The following is a 20,473-nucleotide window of genomic DNA, read 5'->3' on the forward strand; positions in this document are numbered from 1 at the left end:
TCAGCTCTCGGTTCGTTCGGTCGGGCCGGCGCCGACATGGGTGGTCGCGGGCGGCTTGGCCGGTCCGCGCAGGATACGTCGGATACCTCGGATCGGATGCCCCGCATCGATCTCCGCGAGCCCGGCCGCGAGGTGGTACGGCATGGCGCCTCCGGAGGACATCGCCATGCTCCGCAGCGACATGGATGGCATCATGCGGAGCACGAAGTGCGCGTTCTTCAGCCTGGCGTCGCGCTCGGCGGATTCCGGCAGCGCCTGCGCGACGCGGAAGTCCTTGCGGACCCGACCGCTGACGGCGCCGAGCAGCAGCCGGCCGATCAACGAACGACGTGCGTCCGCGAACCTGGTCTCCAGCGTCAGGCGTCCCGAGGGGTCTCCGGCGGGCACCGCACGGCCGACGAGCGCCGGGAAGCTCTCAGGGATGCCGATCGGGGGCCTGGCGTAGTCGGCGTCAACGGCAGCCGGGTACGGCGACCGCGAGGTGCGGCCGCGGTCGACGACCAGCGGGGCGGCGAGGCGCACATCGGCGGCGGACGCGGCGAGCCGGATCTCGTACTCGCCGTCCTCCAGCACCCAGTCGTGTTCGGCGACATCCCAGTACGACAGATCGCCGAGTTCGAACTCGACGGCCACCCGCTCAGCGGCGCCGGCGGCGACGCGCACCTTGGTGAACGCCCGCAGTTCCTGCTCGGCTTTGAAGACGGCACCGTCGTTGTTCCGGACGTACAACTGGAGGACCTCCGACCCGTCGCGATCGCCGATGTTCGCGATCGTCGCGGCCACCGAGACCCGGTCGCCCTCGACCCGGACCTCGAGGTCGCGGTACTCGAATGACGTGTACGACAGCCCGTGTCCGAAGGGGTAGCGCACCGCGGTGCCGGCTTTGTCGTGGAACCGGTAGCCGACGTAGATCGACTCGGCGTACCGGGCGACGACACCGCGGTCGTAGTCCGCGGCCGCGCTCGAGTCGTCGGCCGTGCGAATCCACGTCTCGGTGAGCTTGCCCGACGGATTCGCCTCACCGAAGAGGAGTGCCGCGGCCGCCTCGCCCCCGTGCATGCCTGGCAGGGCCAGGTCGAGCACGGCCGCCAGTTCCTCGGCGAACGGCAGTTCGACGGGGGCCCCGGCGAAGAGCACGAGCACCACCCGGGCACCGGAGTCGAGCAGATCGCGCAGCAGGGCGACCTGGGGGTCGCCGAGGCGCAGATGCGAGCGGTCGAAGCCCTCGCTCTCCTCGAAGTCGTCGAGACCGCCGAAGAAGAGCACGGTCTTCGCAGCGGCCGCTGAGGCGAGCGCCTCGCGTTCGAGGCCGGCGTCCCGTTCAGCAGTCAGGGTCCGATACCCGCGGGCGTACGTGTAGGCGATGCCGCGCCGGTCGAAGGCGTCCTTCGGCGTGACGACCTGCGGCGGCAGGATCAGCGAGGATCCCGCACCCTGGAACCGCATCTTCTCGAACAGTTCGCCAATCACGGCGAGCGAACCGGGAGCCGCGGCAGGGTCGATCGGCAGTGTGCCGTCGTTGGCGAGCAGCACGCCGCTGTCGGTGGCGATCTCGCGCGCGAGTGCCGCGTGCGCGACCGGGTCGTGCGGCTCAGCGGACGTCACGGCCCCACCGCTCGCGCGCTCGACGAGCTGGAGCATCCGCCGGACCGCCTCATCGAGGACCTCGGGCGCGAGCCGTCCGTGCTCGACGGCCGAGACGATCGCCGCGCCGTTGTGCTCCACACCGCCGGGCATGTCGAGCTCGCAGCCCGCTTCGAGGGCGGCCACGCGGTCGTGCATGGCGCCCCAGTCGGTCATCACGACCCCGTCGAAGCCCCATTCGTCGCGCAGGATGCCGGTGAGCAGCTCGCGGTGGTCGGAGCAGAAGGTGCCGTTCAGCCGGTTGTAGGCGCACATCACCGTCGCGGGCTTCGCCTCGCGGACGATCCGCTCGAACGCGCGGAGGTAGATCTCCCGGAGTGCCCGCTCGTCGATGACACTGTCCCCGACGAACCGGTAGTCCTCGTTCGAGTTCGCGGCGAAGTGCTTGACGCTCGTCGCGACCCCCTCGCCCTGCACGCCCTGCACGAAGGCACTGCCGAACGCGCCCGAGACGAGCGGGTCCTCCGAGTAGTACTCGAAGTTCCGACCGCACCGCGGGTCGCGCATGATGTTCACGCCAGGCGCGAGCAGCACGTGCACGCCGAGGTCGCGGCTTTCGAGCGCGATGGCGGCGCCCATCCTGCGGGCGTGGCGGGGATCCCAGGAGTGCGCGACCGTCGCCGACGTCGGGAACGAGGTGGCCGGGTGGCTGTTGCCGAGGTCGAACGACCCACCCTCGTCGCGCACCGTCCGCACGCCGTGCGGACCGTCGGTCAGCAGCAGGCTCGGGATGCCGAGCCGCGGGACCGCGAAGGTGTTCCAGGTGTCGACGCCGCCGAGCAGTTGCGCCTTCTCGTCGAGGGTCAACTGGGCGAGGAGCTCGTCGATCGTGCTCGACTGCCCGGACGTGGTCGCAATGGAACTCATGGGATCCCCGAGCGGTCAGCGCACCGAGCGGATGCGCAGGATGACCAGGCCGCCCAGCAGGGTGAGCGCCGCGGCGATCACGAAGAGCAGCGTGTAGTTCTTGTCCCCGCCGGTCGCGCCGACGAGCAGGATCGACGAGGCCAGGAGCGGGGCCGCGGACTGCGGGATCGACGTCGCGAACCCGGTGATGCCCATGAAGCGGCCGGCGTCGGTCGCCTTCTCGGGCAGCACGTCGAGCAGGAGCGCCTGGTCGACGGCAGAGAACATGCCGATGCCCGCAGAGACGATGAGCGAGCCGGTGACGAGCAGCGGCAGCCCCGACGAGAACGCCATGATCAGCATGCCAGCGGCCATGAGCGAGCCGCCGATGAGGACGAAGACCTTGCGACGGCGGAAACGGTCGGAGAGGAAGCCGCCGCCGAGGGCGCCGACGGTCACAGCGAGGACGCCCACGCCGCCGAGGGTCGCGATGACTCCGGAGACCTCGGTGACCTCGACACCGAGGCGGCTGGCGAAGAAGAACGCCGTGAACGTCGTGTTGAGCGTGAGGCCGAAGTAGAAGAGGAAGCGGCCGAGCCAGTTCCACGAGAAGTCCGGGTACTGCTTCGGGTTGTAGAGGTACTTGCGCAGCAGTCCGCCGACCGTGATGGCGTCCTTCGGCAGGCCACGGCTGTCGTCCTCGTGCACGAGCGTGACGAAGAGGGTGACGAGGACGACACCGACGATGCCCGGAATGAGGAAGAGGAGCAGGGCATCGCCCGTGACGCCGACGGTCAGGATGACGCCGAACACCGGGGCGACCTGCGTCGCGAAGCCGGTGAGGCCTGCTACCTTGCCGCGCTGCTCCTCTGGGAGCCGGTCCGCAGTCGAGATCTGCAGGTTGCTGAGCACGGTGCCCCAACCCCATTGGGCGAGCACCCAGCCGGCGCCGAGCACCAGCACCGACGGGGCGAGCGCCATGACGATGAGCGAGATCACGCCCACGACCATGCCGCCGATCATGAACGGCCGGCGACGGCCGATCGCGGTGCGGGTGCGATCGCTCCAGATGCCCATGAACGGTGCCGTGAGCATGACGAACAGGGCACCGGCGCCAGTGATGTATCCGAGCATCTCCTCGCGACCGGGCGCGAGCTCGTTCACCCTGATGGAGAGTGAAATCGCGAGCGGGGTGATGAAGGCCATGAAGACGCCGAACTGCGCCAGGACCATGAACCAGATGTACCGAGCGCTCACCTTGGGCAGTTCGTCGGCGGTCCGCGCCATCGGCTCCGCGGGTGCGGCCGGTGCGGCCGGCGCGGCCGGTGCGGCGGGTGCGGCCGGTGCGGCCGGTGCCGCAGGATCGGCAGTCGCGACGGGCGGGGCCGAGGTGCCCGAGGTGACGGCTGGTCCGCCGTCGTGGTCGAGGTCAGGGTGCATGGAGACTCCATTGTCAACAGGGCGCGTCGGGCAACTGCCACTCGCGTGAACCGCATTCGCGACTAGCGCGTGCTAGCCACGACCGATGGTACCCGTCCGCCACTAGCGCGCGCAAATCGCGATCGCACCCGCACCGAGCGAGCGCCGACGCACCAGACCGATGAGCACGCCCCTTGCCGTCGAGGAGCGGCGAGACGACCGCGGCCGGGGCTCGGTGGATCATGTCGATCCACTTCGATCGCACGTCATTCAGTCCGGCGGTGCGCCTGGCCCGCTGAAGCGCTCGGCTGAGGCAACCTGCTCCGCGACCCTGCGAAGCGCGAGAAGGAGCGGCTCGACGAGTACCGAGCCGAGAACGACATACCGCACGGCCGCCTCCGGCGAATCGGTCGGTACGCCGGCGATCTCGGCGCGAGCGATGAGAAGCACGGATTCGAGGTAGGCCGCCATCACGGGATCCGGAATCTCGAACCCGGCCTGCGCGATGCCCTTGAGCGCGCGCGCAACGCCTGCGACGACGGCATCGTCGCACAGCCCGGGTTGCCATCCAAGCTGCGCGACCAACTGTTCGGCGGCCGCCGTGTCGATATCGCTCTCGGATGTGGGCGTCACTGCGGCATGCGCCGCACCGAGAAGATCGTGCGGGCTGGCCGGCGGATCGTCGAGCGCGTCGAGCACCTTGCGGACTTCGGCGATGCTCACCCCGGACTCGACCAGCGCACGGATGACACGGAGGCGCTGTACGTGCGCCTGGGCATAGCTCGCCTGCGTCGGGGCCGTGCGCTCGCCCTCGGGTAGCAGACCCTCGCGCAGGTAGTACTTGATCGTCGCAACCGGAACGCCGGTGTCGGTGGAGAGTTCCGAAACTCGCATGATCACCTCTTGACGTCGATAGTATTGCTATCCACAATAGATAGCGCCACTATCTAGATGGGATCGAACGATGAGCAAGGTGATCGAGGGCCGCATGACCCACCGCTACGACGGAGAGCTCGTGGTGTTCCACATCGGCATGCAGATCAACCGATGGTGGCGTCCCGACCTCTGGTGGCCGGCGTTCGTCGCGATGCCGCGCATGCTCCGGGAGTTGAGCCTCGAGCAGGATTCTGGTCTGCTCGGATACCAACTGCTGGTCGGATCGGGCGGGCCGTACATCGTGCAGTACTGGGCGTCGATCGAGACGCTGTACGCCTACGCGGCGAATCCGGCGCAGGAGCATCGCCCCGCGTGGACCGCGTTCAACAAGGCGGCGCGACGCGTGCCCGGAGCCGTGGGCGTGTGGCACGAGACCTTCCTTGTCGAGCGAGCTGAGAGCGTATTCGTCTCGACGAAGCCGATGGGGCTGCCGAAAGCGACCGACCTGGTCCCCGTCGGCAGCAATCATGACCGGGCGAGGGACCGGTTCGCAGACGGCAAGACGAACTCCGATCAGCGGACGAACCAGCCTCGCGCGAGCTCGATCGCCGTCGCCCCGCCGCCGGCCTGAACCCGACTGCGTATTGGATCACAGCGACCTGGCGTGTCGTCCCATCCAAGTCAGGGAACCGCGCCTGGGCTCGGAACCGACCGGATCCCGTCGACCTGGCCCGGGCTGATCCGGGGTGCGAGGCGACGGCGCCAGATCTCGCGACCTTCGATTCGACAGCACGGATGTCTGGCACGTAGGGGCGGCGTTTGCCCCGTAGCCCAGCAAGTCCTACTTCTTCTTGTCCCGCTTTTCGTCGACGATGCCCCCGATCAGTCCACCGATGGCTCCGCCCAACGTCGCCCCGGCCGGGCCACCGATGAGTGATCCGATGCCCGCACCGATCCCTGCGAGGCTCGAGCCGAAGCTCGTCCGAGCAATCGTGACCGTCGTCGACCCCTCCGGATCCGACGAGATCTCGAACGAACCAACCGACGCGGAGGCCACGATCAACGCGATCGGGCTCGCGGAGCCGCTCGCCGCCAACCTGTCGTACGTGTCGCGGGACACGAAGTAGGCCCGCTGGACGTCGGCCTTCCCCTCGCCGGCCTCGAAGCCCACCCGGTACAGCTCGAGCAGGATCTTGCCTTCCTCGGTCGTGATGAGGTCGGCCGCTTCGAGACGGCCCAGGATCGCCTCGTGGTCGCGGACGAAGTCACCCTTGTTCGCCTCCATTGTGCGACGTGCCTCGGCTCGCGCCGCGTGCATCAAGCCCGCGATATCGGTCCCCAAGTACGGTGCATCCTTCAACATGACTACACACCCCCGTGCGTCTCTCCCGATGTGCAGACGCCAGCACCATTCACCTGAGGGTGAGTGCGCACGGCGATTGATCGCCCCGTCGGGCGCCGCGCTGCCCACGCCAGGTCCGCACCGATACAGCGCCGGTCTACTCGCAACCCCGCCCACCCACAAGGTCGAAGACCCGCGGGCAGCCGACCGCCGGGACACTTCCTGCGCACCGCCGTTCAACAAGGAGGCGCCGAATCATGCCCAACCTCACGCCCACCGGACCCGCACGTGATGCCCGGATCATCCTCGCCGCCGACCTGATCACGTCCGACGCTCGTCTCCCGAACGGCGTCGATCCCGCCGAAGCCGAGCCCGGCGAATCGTTGCGTGCCCATGCTGGACAGGTGCACCGCACAGCCCCGCGAGACCGAGGCCATGCCAGCCGAATCGACCACGCCCGACAGCGGCTCGAGACCCGTCGAGCGCTCCCGAGGCCGGTCGTGCGCCTGCCTGAAGACAGCTCGCACGAGCCATCCACGCAGCGATACGTGGTGAGTAGGTGGAGAGTCAATCTAGTCTCCGCCTTTCCGGCCTCGCCGAATGGTGGGAGCGACACGGCCTCGACGACGACGGATGGGCCGCGACGACCCGCGACTTGATCGAACGCGCCGGCCCCGCGGGCGAGCGACACGCGACCACGATCAGCATCTCACTCGACCTCAAGGCCGCGTCCCGGCAGATCCGCACCTCCGGCGGTGGCATGCGCGGCGCCGCTTCCGCTCTCCGGCAGGAGATGACCGCGCTCACCGGTGCGCTCCGCGCGGCCGATCTCGTTGTCGGCGGATGGCTCGCCGCCGACGAACTCGCAAGCGTCCTCCGCACCGCGTACGACCCGGCCATCGGCGTCGAACTCGACCGCCACTCCGACATCGGACGTGACCTCGCAACGGCCGGCCCGGTCGCGGTATCCGAGAGCTGGGATCGACTCCGATCCGACAGCGCCTTCCACGCGGTGCTCTGGATCAGGGAATGGCCGAGGTCGCAGGTCTACCCCGGGTTCCTCTCCCGCTGGTGTTCACCAACGGCGTCCTCCGGACCGTCTCACTGCATTACCTGCCGGTCCGCGCCGACCAAGCCGCCCGCGACCTCCGCAAGACGAAGACCGAACTGATCAGCGACGCCCACCAGCGCCGCCGCATCGTCCAGATCGAGGATGCTTCCGCCAACGCCGAATACGAAGACGTCCTCCAACAGGAGGCCGACCTCCACGCGGGGCACGGTGTGCTCCGCGTCACGGGGCTGATCTGCGTGACCGCAGCAACGATCGATGACCTGGATGCCGCCGTATCGGCGATCGAGCACGCGGCCATCCAGGCATCGTGCGAAACTCGGCGACCCGTCGGCCAACAGGCCCAGGCTTTCACCGCATCGGCACTACCACTGTGCCGAAGCATCTAGACCTGACAAGCGCGGTGTCACCCGCGTCGAGATCCGCGCCGTCGCTACCAATTCCCATCCCGATGAGCGCCGGATCGGCTATGCAGGATCAGCGGGCGCAGACGCCGCCTGCTCCTTGCGCTTGGGCCGCGGGTTTGCAATCACGCCGATGCAAACACCGCCTGCCACCAGCCAGGCCAAAGCGAAGATGTTGACGGCGGTCGCCCCGCTCGCCCCGCTCGATTGTTGCGCTGCTCGTTCAGCTTCGGCCTTGGTCACCGCTTCATCGATCTGCGCCTGAAAGTACTGCTCCTGGAGTGGCTCCGGGAGTCCACCAGGAGGCGGATCCTTTGGGAGTTGGACCGAGATCCATTCCTCAGCCGGCTCGTCAACACCGGCCGTCATCGAGAAGTCCTCGTCATCCACGAACGGGAAGACGATCGCGACCAGCCCGAAGCCGAGAGCAATAACCGACGCTCGAAGCGCCCAACTGCGCCGGCCTGCGATGGTCGTGACGTACGCCACCACGGAATTGATCCTGGCCGCCACCTTCATTGATGTCGTTCCCCTGGTCGGGAACGACGCGACACCGGCCCGCGCTACTCCGTCCAGGAACGAGGAGTAGAACGCGGTCAGGACGACCGCCGCGCCGAAGAAGAGCGGCGCCACCACACCGCGCCAAGGCAGACCAACGCCGGTCGAAGAGTAGACGAGCCCGACAATCCCCGTGTAGATCGTGACGAGAGCGGCAGAGGTACTTTGAACGACGACAGTCGCGTTCTTCGCTCGATCTAGGGCCCCGACGACGACGCCAATGATCGCGTCTTCGAACTTGCCATTGCGCTCCCAGTCGAACTTGCGCAGGAGCTCCCGAGTGGCGCCCTCCTCATCGCCCGGCGCGGGAGGGCGGCTGTCGCTCATCGAGTTTCAATCTTCACGGTCCATCGGAGGTGCTCCGAATTCGGGCCCACCAAAGGAGGCCTTGAAGGGGGAAGGCGCGTTGATACCGAATCCGCCTCCGTTGGGAGGGTCAACCATCGCCGAGCGCTGCGCCGCACCACCTCGGGCGGGGCCGTCGGCGGGACGAGCCTCCCAACGCCCGTTGACGAGCGCTGCTGTGAACAGCGCGCTCCCGCCGTCGACCATATGGCCGCTCGAGGTTTCCGTGTCGTCTGGAGAGTCCGGCGTTATGTGCAACCAATCACCGGCGAACCTGGCTCGTTCACCTTCCTCGATACGCCGTCCTTCTAACTCGCAGTAGACGAACTCCCCAGCCATCACAGCCCCCGTAGCCGACCGGTACTCGTGAGCGGAAGGTATCGCGCGCCCGGCGGTGGCGTCAACGAACTGACGAAAGTCCGAGAGGTCCTTGGTACATCGCTTCGCGATTCCAAGTCCACGGATGCCTGTCAGGGGCCGCCCAGCCTGTCTCCAGGCCGCCGGGGTGCACCTAAGCTCAGGACAGCGCGTAGTCGAACTTCTTGTCGTCGAAGTGGTCCTCGGTGAGGGTGTCGCCGAGGCGGATGTTGTCGACGTCCTGCCCCTTGATGACCATGTCGGCCTTGCAGATCGCGTACGACGCGTCGTTGTAGTCCTGCCCGTACAGGCTGAGCTGGATCCCCGGGTTCATCTTCCGCAGGTACTCGTCCGCGACCGACAGCATCCCGCCGGTGCCGGCCGTTGGGTCGTAGATCGAGCGCACCACGCCCGACTTCGACAGGGCGTCGTCGTCGAGCGCGAACAGCAGCTGCACCATGAGCGCGATCACCTCGCGCGGGGTGTAGTGGTCCCCCGCGGTCTCGTTCGACTTCTCGTTCGCGAACCGGATCAACTCCTCGAACACGAGGCCCATCTGGATGTTGCTCACCGTGCGGGGGTGAAAGTTCTCACGCAGATCGGCCGGGTCGGCGACGAGCTTCGCCATCGTGAACTGGCTCATGTTGTAGAACTCGTGCCCCGACGCTTCGCGGAGCTGCAGATCCGGCAGGTTGCCGGCCTGGTGCGCGACCTCGAGGACCTTGCCCTTCGTGTCCGCCAGCACGGCGTCGAGGCGGCGCAGGACGGTGAACGGCAGCACGACGGAGCCGTACTCCGACGGCTTGAATGGGCCGCGAAGCGACTCGGCGATATTCCAGATGAAGGAGACGTGGTTCACCACAGGTCAGGCACTCCCGAGACGTAGGGCGGATCGGCGACAGCAGCATCGACGACGTCGACGTGCTCATCCTCACGCACCCGGCTCGTCTGGCGCACGGCGGCCACGGGTGGGCAGTCACACCAGAACGGGGGCCTCAACGGGTGAGCGGGATAGGTCATACACTCGCACGTCGTGAGTGAACCCGCGCCGACTCCCCCGTCCGGTTGGTACGCCGAGCCCTCGTCGGGCCACCTTCGATGGTGGGATGGCACCGCGTGGGGCCCCTACGCTCCACCACAGCAGGCCGCAGCACCACCCGTCTACTACGCCCCTCCGTCACCTGGGCTCAAGGAATCCGCGGTCGCGTACGTGTTCGCGATCTTCCTGGGCGGCTTCGGCGCCCACCGCTTCTACCTTGGTGCGATCCCGTCGGCGGTGACCCAGCTCTGCCTCACCATTCTCGGCATCGCCACATCGGCAATCGTCGTCGGCGGCATCCTCTTGCTCGTCGTCGGAATCTGGGTGATCGTCGATCTCTTCTTGATTCCCGGCGAGGTGCGTTACGCCAACGCCCGGATCGAAGCTGACTGGGCTATCCGAGACGCAGCGGGAGTCGGCTAGATCTCGGTACCCCGGGCCGCATGATGCAGGACACCGGGCCAGGCCTCTATCGCGTCGGTGCACTGCCACGACTACTCCACGTCGTCCCACGTGAAAGAACCGAACCCTTCATCCGCCTCTGGCACGTTCGGCGCCAGCCGTTGCAGCGCCTCCGCCGGTTTCGACGACACAGATCGGTCGCGGTCGGCGTACTGCTCCTTGGTGACTGCGGTCGAGGTGTGCCCGAGCACGTCCGCCGCGGCTTGAAGCCCAAGTTCGTGGGCGATCGCCGCCGTGGCTCCCGTCCGTCGGAACGCGTGCGGTGAGATGCCAGACTCCTCGAGGCCAGCCAGCGTGAGGATCTTGCGGAACTGCCGTCGAACGTTCGCCGGGATGAGCGGTGTTCCGTTCTTCGAGCAGAACAACAGCTGCTCGGGGACCGCGTCCGCCGGGAGCATCGCCAGCCGGCGCCGGAGCACCTCGGTCGCGAAGGTCGGGACGGGACCGACCCGGTTGGATTCCCGTCTTCGGATGCTCCCGCCGGTATACCGGAACTCCGCTGCGCTGGATGATCGTGCCACTGATCTCCACCCGTGGCGGGTCGGCCGTCACGTCGATGTCGCACTTGCGCAGCGCGAGCGCTTCGCCGATGCGTGTCGCGGTGCCGAGCATGACCTCGATGAGGTCGCGCACCTGGCCATGGGGCCGTGGGCCCATCCAGTGCGGGTCGGTTTCGAACTCGCGTGCGGCAGCCCGGATCGACGCGAGCTCCTCGACGGTGAGCGCCTTCGGCACCCGCTTGGGCCGCTTGAGCTGGGAGGTCTCCTTCACCGGATTTCGCTCGAGGAGGCCCTGTCGGACACCGAACGCGAGCACCATGCTCAGCAACGTCTTCGAGTGCTTGGCCATCGAGAACGACTTCTGGCGCTGCAGCTTCAGGTACCGCTCCACGCGCCCCACAGTGATCTCTCGCACGGCGAAGTCCGCGAAGAACGGCAGCACGCTCGAACGCAGTTGCCGCTCGTACGTCTCCTTCGTACTCGCCGCTCGCTCGACATCGAGACGAAGGTCGTGCAGCCACGCGCTGGCGAGGTCGGAGAACCGCGAGTCCGGGGTGAGCGTGCCGTGGGTTCCGGCGTGCTTCATCCGCTCATTGAGGTCGACCTTCAGCGCGGTAATCGCCGCGTTGCGACTGTCAGCGGTCACCGCGACCTGACGCGTCGTCCCATCCCAGTCGCGGAACCGCGCCTGGGCTCGGAACCGACCGCGGGCGACCTCGGTCGTCTTGATGGTGCCGTACGTGCCGACGGCCAGCCGTGGTCGGCCCGCCATCAGCTCTCCGCCCCGCCGAAGTGCGCGGCGTCGGGCTCGTGCAGCCCGTCGAGCCACCGGATGACATCCGAGACGCGGAATCGGATCTCCCGGCCGACGCGCATGCCGGCAGGACCTCTTCCGTCGGTGCGCAGGTCGTAGATCGCCTGCACGTGCACGCCGAGGTACTCGGCGAGCTCGCTCGTGGTCAACACGGGCTCGAGACCGAGCCCGGAGAGGCGTTCGCTGTTCATGGCACGAAGGTGCGCAAGGCGAACCCAGCTCGGCCGAAGACCTTCGAACACCCTGCCCGCGTCACGCCCAGAGCGGCGTGCGCCAACGAATATTCGTTGGATAAACGTGATCGACATCAAGTACCTGCCATCTACTCATGGCAAGAAACCCTGATCACGTCGATTTTCGGTAGGGCGGACGGGACTTGAACCCGTGACCGATGGGTGCAGGCGGGGATTTCGGGCTCCCCCGCACCACTCGATACGACTCGACGGATCTGGATCTGATCAGGAAATTCTTGTGGGTCGTGTTCGAACCCGTCCGGACTACCCGGCTGCGCCTCGACCGGCCTCGAATCGAAAGTGGAGGATAAACGGTCGAACCGGGGCACGCCCCTGGGTCCGGCCGTCCGGACGCCCCGGTCTACTGGATCAGCATGATCGGGGCGAACTCGAGAGGCGGAGCACGCCCGTACCCATCCACGAACAGATGGATTCGCACGAGGTGATCCGCACTCTGGTCGCCCGATTCGAGGCGGAGTACATTCCGTCTCATGTCGGCTACGTCGAATCCCGACCTCAACGCGCGCTGCGACCTGCTTCGCTCGCTTCACCGGCCCGGGGATCCGCTTCTCCTTCCGAACGTGTGGGACGTCGCCACAGCGCGGGCCGTTGTCGCCGCGGGATTTCCCGTGGTCGCGACAACCAGTTGGGGCGTGGCCGCGAGCCTCGGTTATGAGGACGACGAAGGCGCCCCTGGTGACGAGATGTTCGATGCGGCTGCGCGGATCTCACGAGGGGTCAGCGTGCCTGTCTCGATCGATGCCGAGGCCGGGTACGGCTTACCGCCGGCGGAGATTGTCGCAGCCCTGCGCGAAATGGGCGCTGCGGGCTGCAATCTGGAAGACACGAACCACCTCGAGCGGAACCTCGTCGACTCGGCCCGGCAGGCAGAACGTCTCTCGGCTGTCCGGCGGGCCGCTGACGAGAACGACTACCGGCTCGTCGTCAATGCACGTGTCGATGTCTTTCTCGAACCGTTCATCGCCGGTGCCGAGCCCGGAACGCAGATCGGTTTGGTCGAGGAAGCACTCGATCGTGCGAACGCCTACCTCGATGCCGGCGCTGACTGCGTCTACCCGATCGCGCTCTGGGAACCCGACGCTCTGGACCGCTTCATGACGGGTGTGCGGGGCCCGGTGAACCTCGCCCGGCTTCCAGATGCGCAGAAGCCGTCAGAACTCGCGGCGCTCGGCGCCGCACGGGTGAGCTGGGCGATCTTCATGCATGTCGACGCGATGACCCGCTTCGGCGAGCAGCTCGCAACGCTGCGGGACTGAGCTCACGTCGAGCCGAGCGTGCCGGCCGGGAGCTGGGCGAGTTGGTTGCGCGACGTGATCCCGAGTTTCTGGAACACCTTCCGAAGGTGATATTGAGCAGTTCGCGGGCTGATGAACAGTTGCGCGCCGATCTCGGGGTTCGACAGGCCGTCCCGCGCGAGGCGGGCGACCTGGAACTCCTGGGGGGTGAGGATGTCGCGCGACTCGGGCGTGCGGGCGAGCACGGTCTCTCCAGTGGCAATGAGTTCTCGTAGCGCCCGGTCGGCGAACGCCAGCGCGCCTGCGTCGGTGAACCGCTCATGGGCAGCACGGAGATGCTCCCGTGCTTCGGCGCGACGTCGCGCCCGGCGGAGCCATTCGCCGAAGCTCAGCTGAGCGCGCGCAAGGTGCATGTGGATCCGCGTACGCTCCAGCCGTCGGATCGCCTCGCGGTACCGCTCCTCCGCATCGGCGTCCTCGCTGAGCATCGCACGAGTCCATGCCTGCACGCCGAGCGCCCAGTCGGTGCCAGAAGCGCGAGTCCCACGCTCCAACTTCTCGAACGCACTCACGGCCTGATCGCGGGCACCACTTCGGACGCCTGCTTCGACCAGCTCGAGGAGGGCGAACCCGGTGATCCCCAGGTCGTCGTACTCCGTTGCGGATCGTGTCCCGGCGAACGCCGCTTCGTAGCGGCCGAGGCCATTGTTGAGTACCCCGGTGGCGTAGCCGAACCCGCCGATTCCGCGTCCTTCGCCACGCGCTTGGGTGTTCTTCAAGCCCCAGTCGAACAGTGGAGCGGCATCGTGTTCGTTCCCGCGCCAAGCCGCGAGCAGCAGCGAAGCGAATCCGACCGGTGCGCTGCCGGTCGCTGCTTCGATGGCGCGGGCCTCCTCGACGAGTGCCGCGGCCTCGGTGAACTGACCCGCGTAGACGTGCACGATGGCTCGGTAGCCCAGGGCGAGCGGGAGTCCGACGAGTGATCCTGTTTCTCGACCGAAATGGACGGCGCGACTGGCCAGGTCGTGCCATCGATCGTCGTCCCAGACGTCAGCGGCTACCAGCCAGCGCATCCAGAACCACCGACCGAAGTCGCCCTCCTCGCTCAAAGCGCCTCGACCGATGGCGTCCAGCGCACGAACCAGCAACACCATGCCGGCTTCGTAGCCCTCCGTGTACCGAGTGGCAAGGCCGTCGAGCAGGAGGTCGGTAGGACGCGAAGCCGGGTGCACCCGAAGCACGGCTCGCGCGGCGGCGGAGACTTCGGACGGTCCGACGTCGCCACCGAGTCGGCCAACGAAGATCGCTGCGCCGAGCGCTTCCAGATACGCCTCCAGAGCCAGGGCGGTGTCGAGCGGTTCGAGCCGCTCCGCGGCTTCGAGAAGGAGCGGTGGTGCGTCGCTCCCCCGCCGTAGAGTGAAGATGACCTCGGCACGGAGGTACGCCAAGCTGGCGCGCTGAAGTTCGTCGAGCACACGCGTCTCGGCATCGGCCAGAAGCTCGAGTGCCACTTCGAGCGCCCCGGAATCGAACTTCGCCCTCGCTGCGGCGAGGGTGCGGCGCGCACGCTCGGCCGATTCGGGGGTCAGCTCAGCGGAACGTTGGAGGAACGCCGCCGCCGCCGCAACCCCGCCGCGGCGGCGAGCTCGCTCTGCGGAGGCCTCGAGTTCTCGCGCAAGCGCCTCATCCAGTCCAGGCGCGGCATGCGCCAGATGCCACACGCGCCGGTCGTGGTCGGTCTCCACCTCGGTTGCCTCCGCCAGGGCACGGTGAACCTGACGTCGCTCCGAGGACGACGCTGCCCCGTAGACCGCGGAGCGAACCAGCGGATGACGGAAGCGAGCTTGCCCGCCGAGCTGGATCAGGCCGCTGCTCTCGGCCGCTTCAGCGGCGGCAGCATCGATGCCGAGGCGACCTGCTGCCCGCCAGAGCAAGGCGACGTCGCCGACCGGCTCCGCCGCGGCCACTAGGAGGAGCCGCCGTGCGTCGACGGGGAGTGCTTCGAATTGGCGGCGAAAGTTCTGCTCGATTCGACTGGCCAGCGGGGTCGACTCCGGGAAGCCGAACCCGCCCGCGAGGCTTGTCGGCGGTAACGACCTCGAGAATTCCAGGAGGGCGAGCGGGTTCCCGTGTGCTTCCGCGAGGACGCGATCGAGCACCTGCTGGTCCAGCCGACCGGGCCAAACAGACTCGAGCAAGGCCCGAGCATGAACCGACTCGAGACCCCGGAGCCTGAGTTCGGGGAGACCGTCCAATTCCTGGGCTGTGCCGACATCGCGCACGGCGAATACGAGTCCGACCGACTCCGCCAGGAGTCGGCGCGCGACGAACGCGAGAATCTCCGCCGAAGCCCGATCCATCCATTGCGCGTCGTCGATGATGCAGAGCAGGGGCTGCACGTCCGACGCCTCTGCGAGAAGACCCAGTACGCCGAGTCCGACGATGAACCGGTCGGGAGCCGCCTTCGCACTGAGGCCGAACGCCGTCTCGAGAGCGTCCCTTTGCCGATCAGGCAATCGTTCGCGCAGATGCATGAGTGGAGCGCAGAGCTGGTGGATGCCCGCGTACGCCAGCTCCATTTCGTACTCGACGCCGGCGGCGCCAATGACCCGGCATCCGATTGCAGCGTCGGACAGGAATCTCAGCAGGGCGGACTTCCCGACACCCGCCTCACCCCGGATGACCAGAACACGGCCGTGACCGGCACGCACGTGTCGCACCACGCCGTCCAGGGCGTCGCACTCGCGCTGTCGGCCGTGCAGCGTTTTCGCAGTGTCGTCGCCCACGTCGAGGCCGAGGCTACACCGCGGGCATGACCCTGCCAACGACATGACCCTGCCAAAAGACTGGCGTACTGGCTGATGCGGCTCGAGCCTCTCAGCGGGAAGCCTCGATTGAGAAGCGGTATCGACAGTAACGGGCGGGGAGACCCAAATGTCGCGAGACACCGGTGCATCACAGAGGCGAGCTACGAACGCGATCGGACCTGTATCGCAGATCGGGAACCTGGACGCGGCCCTGCGGGTCTTCCTGGCCGAGCGAACGCGACTGCTTCGTGTCGCCCACCGAATTGTCGGGAGCGTCGCGGAGGCCGAGGACATCGTGCAGGACGCATGGGTGCGATGGCAGCGTGTCGAGTGGAATGAGATCCGGAATCCGGCCGCGTTCCTGACCACGACGACGACTCGACTTGCGATCAACGTGATCCAATCAGCCCGCAATCGTCACGAGTACTCATCGGATATCGATTGGCTCCCCGCCGATTCCGTCGACCCGACCGAGCGCCTGGAGCGAGCGGACGCGGTCGAACAGTCGCTCGGCCTGTTGGCGGCTCGACTGACGTCTACCCAGTTCACTGCGCTCCTGCTCCACTCGTGCTTCGGCTTCTCCTATTCGGAGGTCGCGGAACGCCTCGGAACGACGGCATCGAACGCCCGGCAACTCGTGCGTCGTGCCCACGTCAACTCGATCGGCACGGAAGTGAGGCGCACACCGTCGCTCTCGCGCGAACGCCTCGTGGGGGCGTTCAGGGTCGCCAGTGAAACAGGCGACCTCTCCGGCCTGCTCGACGTGCTCCTCCCCGTGTAGATCAGGACCTCCCGGCGCGGCGCCGTCGCGCGCTGTGTCACACACGGAGGAGCCATCCGGTCATCCAAATAGGCAGTACTCACCACACAAAGGAACTCATCATGACCAATTTCCTTCGCTCCTTGAACAGCGCCAGCGGGAGCAAGCCCACAGTCGTCCTCGTCCACGGATCGTGGGCCGATGCATCGAGCTGGACGGAAGTGATCCCGCGCCTGGAGCACGACGGCTTCGCCGTGCGCGCCGTCCCGAACGAACTGCGGTCGCTTTCCGGCGATGCGGCAGTCGTCCGAACGTTCGTCCAGGCCGTCGATGGACCTGTGGTGCTCGTCGCGCATTCCTACGGCGGCGCGGTGATCACCAACGCGGCGACTGGACTCGAGAACGTCGAGGCCCTCGTCTACGTCAACGCGTTCGCCCCAGACGTGGGCGAGTCGGCATTCCAGCTCGCGGGGCCGGACTCGGCGCTGGCGGTACCGGACCCGACGACCGTATTCGATCTGGTCCCGCCGACGTTCCCCCGACCGCGGACAGCGCGGTCTACCTCAACGAGTCGGCGGTCGACGGCCCATTCGCAGCTGGACTCAACCGAGACGCCAAGGCGCTCGTCTACGCAACCCAGCGACCAGCCGCGTTCGGCGCACTCACGGAGGCATCCGGGGATCCCGCATGGAAGACGATCCCTTCCTGGTACGTCCTCGGCTTGAAGGATCAGATCATCCCACCGGCAGCGCAGCGCACCATGGCCGATCGGGCCGGCTCCACCGTGACCGAGTACGACGCAGGCCACCTCGGACTGCTCACCGAGCCGAAGACCGTCGTCCACGCGATCCAGGACGCAGCCCGCGCCGAAATCCGCGTGGGCTAGACGCAAGTACGCCGAGCCGGCCTGCCGACGAGCGGGCCGGCGCGACGTATTCGCCAACGACTGCGGCTGGTCCCGCCCGCCGCCGAACCGCACGAGGGAAGGAGCGGTCATGAGCAGCACAACGGATGGACGTAGGTTCGAGTACGCGGATGCGGCCGGCTACCCGGATGGGGCCGGATTCCTCCACGAGGGAACCGCCGCGCTCGTCGACGAGGTGACGGCCGCGGCCGTGCGCGACGTCGATACCCCGTCTGCCGACACCGACCAGGAGGTGGCGGTGCACCGAATCGCGGACCGTCGCGTCTACTCGGCCACGCTCGGCGAGCGCGAGATCGCGAGCATCCTGTACCGCGAGGACGGGGAGCGGGTGATCGTCCTGACCACGATCGTGGATCCGGATTTCCGTGGCCGCGGCATCGCCGGCGAGCTCATCGCCGATGTGCTCGACGACATCAGATCGCGCGGAATGAAGGTGACCACCGTGTGCCCGGTGGTCTCGGCATTCATGGCGAGCAACCTCGAGTTCTCGGATCTCGCGAGCTGACGGCGACCACGCGACCGCGATCGACGGCGCGATCCCGGGCTGCCCCCGGACGACGGCATCCATCGACGCAGCCAGAAGGATGAACCTGCGTGACCAGCCCCACGCGGCTGTCACGAATCGCGCACGCATTCGGTCGTTCTGTATGACGGCAGCGGAACCCCCGCGCCCGCATGAAAGGCAGCAGTCATGAAGATCATCATCATCGGCGGCACCGGACTCATCGGCTCGAGAGTCGTCGAACTCCTTGCAGCCCACGGCCACGAGGCCGTAGCCGCATCACCGAACTCTGGTGTCAACACCATCACCGGCGAGGGCCTCGCCGAAACCCTGACCGATGCAAGCGTCGTCATCGACGTCTCGAATTCTCCATCCTTCGAGGATCAGGCCGTCCTCGACTTCTTCACCACCTCGACTCGCAACCAACTGGCCGCCGAGCATCGGGCTGGAGTCCGCCACCACGTCGCCCTCTCGATCGTCGGCGCGGATCGGGTTCCCAGCAGCGGGTACCTCCGTGCCAAGGTCGCACAGGAACGCCTCATCGAAGAATCCGGGCAGCCCTACTCGATCGTTCGGGCGACTCAGTTCTACGAGTTCATCCTTGCCATCGCGGACTCCATGACGGACGACGGCACCACCCGCGCCCCGACCGCGCTGATGCAGCCGATGCCAGCAGCCGAGGTTTCGCTCGCCGTGGCCCGAGTCGCCGAGGGTGAGCCGATCAATGGCGTGCTCGAGATCGGCGGGCCGGAGCGCATCGGAATGGATCAGATGATCCGCAAGGCACTCGCCGCCGCCGGAGACACGCGGACGGTGGTCTCCGAACAGGAAGCCACCTACTTCGGCGCCGTTCTCAGCAGTGGCGAACTCACAACCGGCCCCGATGCCCAGCTCTCGGCCACCACGTTCGAGGATTGGCGGGCGGATCGGGCTGCGGCTGTCAAGTAGGACACCATGCACATCGCGATCATCGGCGGAACCGACGTGCAGGAGCCCTCGAACCCCCGGATCGTCGCATCCCCCGCTCCGCAGCGACGAACGGCCACGGCACGGTCGGAGACGCCGCAAGCCGCGGACACGATCGTTCTCATCCACGGCTTCTGGGTGACGCCACGCAGCTGGGAGCACTGGAAGGTCCACTACGAGGAGCAGGGCTACCGAGTGCGCACCCCCGCCTATCCTGGGCTGGAAAGCGAAGTGGAGGCACTGCGCAAGGACCCGACACCGATCGAACAGCTCACCGTCTCCGCGATCATCAACCACCTCGAACAACAGGTCAGCGAGCTCGACCGACCTCCGATCATCATGGGTCACTCCGCGGGCGGGGCCTTCACCCAGGTCCTCCTCGGCCGCGGCTACGGTTCCGCGGGCATCGCCATCAGCTCAGCCCCAACCGACGGCATCACAGTGGTTCCGCTCTCACAGATCACGTCATCGTCTCCGATCATCGAGAACCCGGCGAATCGGCACCGCGCGCTCAGTCTCACAGCCCAGCAGTGGCAGGAGATCTTCACGAACACCATGACCGAGCAGGAATCGATCGCGCTGTACGAGCGATACCACGTGCCCGCGAATGGTGCGATGATCTGGGGCAGCGCGTTCGCCAACGTCCACACGGGGCACCACGACACCTACGTGGATTACAGCAATAGCTCCCGAGCTCCGCTCCTGTTCATCTCAGGCCGGCGGGACCCGTTGTTCCCACCGAAGATCGCCGACTCCAACGCAGCGCACTACGAATCCGATGTGATCACCGAAGTCGTCGAGTTCGACGGCCCCCACCTGCTGACGGCCGCTCCGAATTGGCGGACGATCGCCGACTTCGCCTTGGCCTGGGCGCTCAACCCGGTCGCCGGCAACACCGGACACCCCGGGACCATCTACCCGTCACCATGAAGATGCATCGCGAGCATCCGGACGCCCGCCCGCCCTCTCGATCGAGTGAAGAGCTGACGCCGGCGCCGCTATCAGTCAGGCTGCCAAGTCCCGGCTTTGCCTTGACTCTGCCGGCCAACGAGCTCAAGACGCCAACTGCTACCGCGCGAGCCGATGACTCGAATTGAGTCGAACCGATCCCAAGACGATCGAGCGCCTCGCGTCTTCAAACGCATTTGTGGTGAATACACGGAACAGGGCCGACCGGTGCGATACGCGCGGCAATGAAATGGCTGGTCAAAGGCAATTTCGAAGCATGCGGTGATGTGAACTTAAATCACCGCGACTATGAACAACTGGACCGGAAGAATACCTGATCAGCGCGATTTCGCCTGGACACCCGGCGAGTAACCCCAGTACCCAGCGCGCTTCTTCGTCCA

At 67.1% G+C, this 20,473-nt stretch carries 17 protein-coding genes and 3 pseudogenes; 10 read left to right on the top strand and 10 right to left on the bottom strand.

The genetic code is table 11. From position 1 onward, the window contains the following. The 3 genes from ACDF64_RS14440 to ACDF64_RS14450 all read right to left on the bottom strand — a co-directional run bounded on the left by ACDF64_RS14440 (position 1) and on the right by ACDF64_RS14450 (position 4,803). Entirely contained in the window at positions 1-2,511 is a 2,511-nt protein-coding gene (locus ACDF64_RS14440) for a glycoside hydrolase family 3 N-terminal domain-containing protein (protein ID WP_394552056.1), read from the bottom strand. Between the two features lie 15 nt (positions 2,512-2,526). Then, positions 2,527-3,930, bottom strand: a complete 1,404-nt coding sequence (locus tag ACDF64_RS14445; protein ID WP_394552057.1) for an MFS transporter — start codon at positions 3,928-3,930, stop codon at positions 2,527-2,529. A gap of 249 nt (positions 3,931-4,179) precedes the next feature. After that, on the bottom strand, positions 4,180-4,803 hold the full coding sequence (locus ACDF64_RS14450; protein ID WP_394552058.1) for a MerR family transcriptional regulator: 624 nt from the start codon (positions 4,801-4,803) through the stop codon (positions 4,180-4,182). A 70-nt stretch (positions 4,804-4,873) separates the two neighbouring features. On the opposite strand from ACDF64_RS14450, the gene ACDF64_RS14455 reads away from it, so the two are divergent. Beyond that, the gene (locus ACDF64_RS14455; protein ID WP_394552059.1) at positions 4,874-5,416 is read left to right on the top strand and encodes a DUF4188 domain-containing protein; all 543 of its coding nucleotides are present in this window, start codon (positions 4,874-4,876) and stop codon (positions 5,414-5,416) included. 210 nt (positions 5,417-5,626) lie between these two features. On the opposite strand, the gene ACDF64_RS14460 is transcribed toward ACDF64_RS14455, so the two are convergent. Further along, entirely contained in the window at positions 5,627-6,148 is a 522-nt protein-coding gene (locus ACDF64_RS14460; RefSeq protein WP_394552060.1) for a hypothetical protein, read from the bottom strand. Positions 6,149-6,713: 565 nt separating this feature from the next. On the opposite strand from ACDF64_RS14460, the pseudogene ACDF64_RS14465 reads away from it, so the two are divergent. After that, positions 6,714-7,585: pseudogene (locus ACDF64_RS14465) on the top strand (SCO6880 family protein); the annotation flags it as partial. Between the two features lie 78 nt (positions 7,586-7,663). On the opposite strand, the gene ACDF64_RS14470 reads toward ACDF64_RS14465, so the two are convergent. Further along, positions 7,664-8,485 (bottom strand): hypothetical protein, encoded by an 822-nt coding sequence (locus ACDF64_RS14470; protein ID WP_394552061.1) that lies wholly within the window; start codon positions 8,483-8,485, stop codon positions 7,664-7,666. 535 nt (positions 8,486-9,020) lie between these two features. After that, positions 9,021-9,719, bottom strand: coding sequence for an N-6 DNA methylase (locus tag ACDF64_RS14475; RefSeq protein WP_394552062.1), 699 nt, complete (start codon positions 9,717-9,719; stop codon positions 9,021-9,023). 174 nt (positions 9,720-9,893) lie between these two features. Between ACDF64_RS14475 and ACDF64_RS14480 the strand changes: the two genes are divergently transcribed. Next, positions 9,894-10,322 carry an NINE protein gene (locus ACDF64_RS14480; protein WP_394552063.1) on the top strand — a complete coding sequence of 143 codons (429 nt, stop codon included), beginning with the start codon at positions 9,894-9,896 and terminating at the stop codon, positions 10,320-10,322. Positions 10,323-10,393: 71 nt separating this feature from the next. Here the strand turns inward: ACDF64_RS14480 and ACDF64_RS14485 are convergent, their stop codons facing one another. The 3 genes and pseudogenes from ACDF64_RS14485 to ACDF64_RS14495 form a co-directional block, all read right to left on the bottom strand. Then, the gene (locus ACDF64_RS14485) at positions 10,394-10,759 is read right to left on the bottom strand and encodes a tyrosine-type recombinase/integrase (RefSeq protein ID WP_394555156.1); all 366 of its coding nucleotides are present in this window, start codon (positions 10,757-10,759) and stop codon (positions 10,394-10,396) included. A 376-nt stretch (positions 10,760-11,135) separates the two neighbouring features. Further along, positions 11,136-11,633: pseudogene (locus tag ACDF64_RS14490) on the bottom strand (phage integrase central domain-containing protein); the annotation flags it as partial. Further along, entirely contained in the window at positions 11,633-11,866 is a 234-nt protein-coding gene (locus ACDF64_RS14495) for a helix-turn-helix domain-containing protein (protein ID WP_394552064.1), read from the bottom strand. The gene ACDF64_RS14495 and the pseudogene ACDF64_RS14490, both read right to left, overlap by 1 nt. Positions 11,867-12,399: 533 nt before the next feature. Between ACDF64_RS14495 and ACDF64_RS14500 the strand changes: the two genes are divergently transcribed. Next, a complete protein-coding gene (locus ACDF64_RS14500; protein WP_394552065.1) occupies positions 12,400-13,185 on the top strand; it encodes an isocitrate lyase/phosphoenolpyruvate mutase family protein in 786 nt (261 codons plus the stop codon). Positions 13,186-13,187: 2 nt separating this feature from the next. On the opposite strand, the gene ACDF64_RS14505 is transcribed toward ACDF64_RS14500, so the two are convergent. Beyond that, positions 13,188-15,950, bottom strand: a complete 2,763-nt coding sequence (locus ACDF64_RS14505; protein WP_394552066.1) for an AAA family ATPase — start codon at positions 15,948-15,950, stop codon at positions 13,188-13,190. Between the two features lie 148 nt (positions 15,951-16,098). Here ACDF64_RS14505 and ACDF64_RS14510 point away from each other — a divergent pair, with 148 nt between their 5' ends. The 6 genes and pseudogenes from ACDF64_RS14510 to ACDF64_RS14535 all read left to right on the top strand — a co-directional run bounded on the left by ACDF64_RS14510 (position 16,099) and on the right by ACDF64_RS14535 (position 20,054). Then, positions 16,099-16,752 carry a sigma-70 family RNA polymerase sigma factor gene (locus ACDF64_RS14510; RefSeq protein ID WP_394552067.1) on the top strand — a complete coding sequence of 218 codons (654 nt, stop codon included), beginning with the start codon at positions 16,099-16,101 and terminating at the stop codon, positions 16,750-16,752. A gap of 101 nt (positions 16,753-16,853) precedes the next feature. After that, positions 16,854-17,087, top strand: a pseudogene (locus tag ACDF64_RS14515) (esterase/lipase family protein); the annotation flags it as partial. 155 nt (positions 17,088-17,242) lie between these two features. Continuing rightward, positions 17,243-17,617 carry an alpha/beta fold hydrolase gene (locus ACDF64_RS14520; protein ID WP_394555158.1) on the top strand — a complete coding sequence of 125 codons (375 nt, stop codon included), beginning with the start codon at positions 17,243-17,245 and terminating at the stop codon, positions 17,615-17,617. 109 nt (positions 17,618-17,726) lie between these two features. Further along, the gene (locus ACDF64_RS14525) at positions 17,727-18,161 is read left to right on the top strand and encodes a GNAT family N-acetyltransferase (protein WP_394552068.1); all 435 of its coding nucleotides are present in this window, start codon (positions 17,727-17,729) and stop codon (positions 18,159-18,161) included. A 186-nt stretch (positions 18,162-18,347) separates the two neighbouring features. Further along, positions 18,348-19,106: an SDR family oxidoreductase gene (locus tag ACDF64_RS14530; RefSeq protein ID WP_394552069.1), complete on the top strand. Its 759-nt coding sequence runs from the start codon at positions 18,348-18,350 to the stop codon at positions 19,104-19,106. 6 nt (positions 19,107-19,112) lie between these two features. Next, on the top strand, positions 19,113-20,054 hold the full coding sequence (locus tag ACDF64_RS14535; protein WP_394552070.1) for an alpha/beta hydrolase: 942 nt from the start codon (positions 19,113-19,115) through the stop codon (positions 20,052-20,054). Positions 20,055-20,473 lie beyond the last annotated feature (419 nt).

It is taken from the genome of Agromyces sp. MMS24-JH15 (genome assembly GCF_043518605.1).
Classification (GTDB): Bacteria; Actinomycetota; Actinomycetes; order Actinomycetales; family Microbacteriaceae; genus Agromyces.

Excerpts from the sequence above, each read along its gene's own strand:
- ACDF64_RS14440 (WP_394552056.1), bottom strand. The coding sequence starts at position 2,511 with ATGAGTTCCATTGCGACCACGTCCGGGCAGTCGAGCACGATCGACGAG.
- ACDF64_RS14445 (WP_394552057.1), bottom strand. The coding sequence starts at position 3,930 with ATGCACCCTGACCTCGACCACGACGGCGGACCAGCCGTCACCTCGGGC.
- ACDF64_RS14450 (WP_394552058.1), bottom strand. The coding sequence starts at position 4,803 with ATGCGAGTTTCGGAACTCTCCACCGACACCGGCGTTCCGGTTGCGACG.
- ACDF64_RS14455 (WP_394552059.1), top strand. The coding sequence starts at position 4,874 with ATGAGCAAGGTGATCGAGGGCCGCATGACCCACCGCTACGACGGAGAG.
- ACDF64_RS14460 (WP_394552060.1), bottom strand. The coding sequence starts at position 6,148 with ATGTTGAAGGATGCACCGTACTTGGGGACCGATATCGCGGGCTTGATG.
- ACDF64_RS14470 (WP_394552061.1), bottom strand. The coding sequence starts at position 8,485 with ATGAGCGACAGCCGCCCTCCCGCGCCGGGCGATGAGGAGGGCGCCACT.
- ACDF64_RS14485 (WP_394555156.1), bottom strand. The coding sequence starts at position 10,759 with ATGCTCCCGGCGGACGCGGTCCCCGAGCAGCTGTTGTTCTGCTCGAAG.
- ACDF64_RS14495 (WP_394552064.1), bottom strand. The coding sequence starts at position 11,866 with ATGAACAGCGAACGCCTCTCCGGGCTCGGTCTCGAGCCCGTGTTGACC.
- ACDF64_RS14500 (WP_394552065.1), top strand. The coding sequence starts at position 12,400 with ATGTCGGCTACGTCGAATCCCGACCTCAACGCGCGCTGCGACCTGCTT.
- ACDF64_RS14510 (WP_394552067.1), top strand. The coding sequence starts at position 16,099 with ATGTCGCGAGACACCGGTGCATCACAGAGGCGAGCTACGAACGCGATC.
- ACDF64_RS14525 (WP_394552068.1), top strand. The coding sequence starts at position 17,727 with ATGAGCAGCACAACGGATGGACGTAGGTTCGAGTACGCGGATGCGGCC.
- ACDF64_RS14530 (WP_394552069.1), top strand. The coding sequence starts at position 18,348 with ATGAAGATCATCATCATCGGCGGCACCGGACTCATCGGCTCGAGAGTC.
- ACDF64_RS14535 (WP_394552070.1), top strand. The coding sequence starts at position 19,113 with ATGCACATCGCGATCATCGGCGGAACCGACGTGCAGGAGCCCTCGAAC.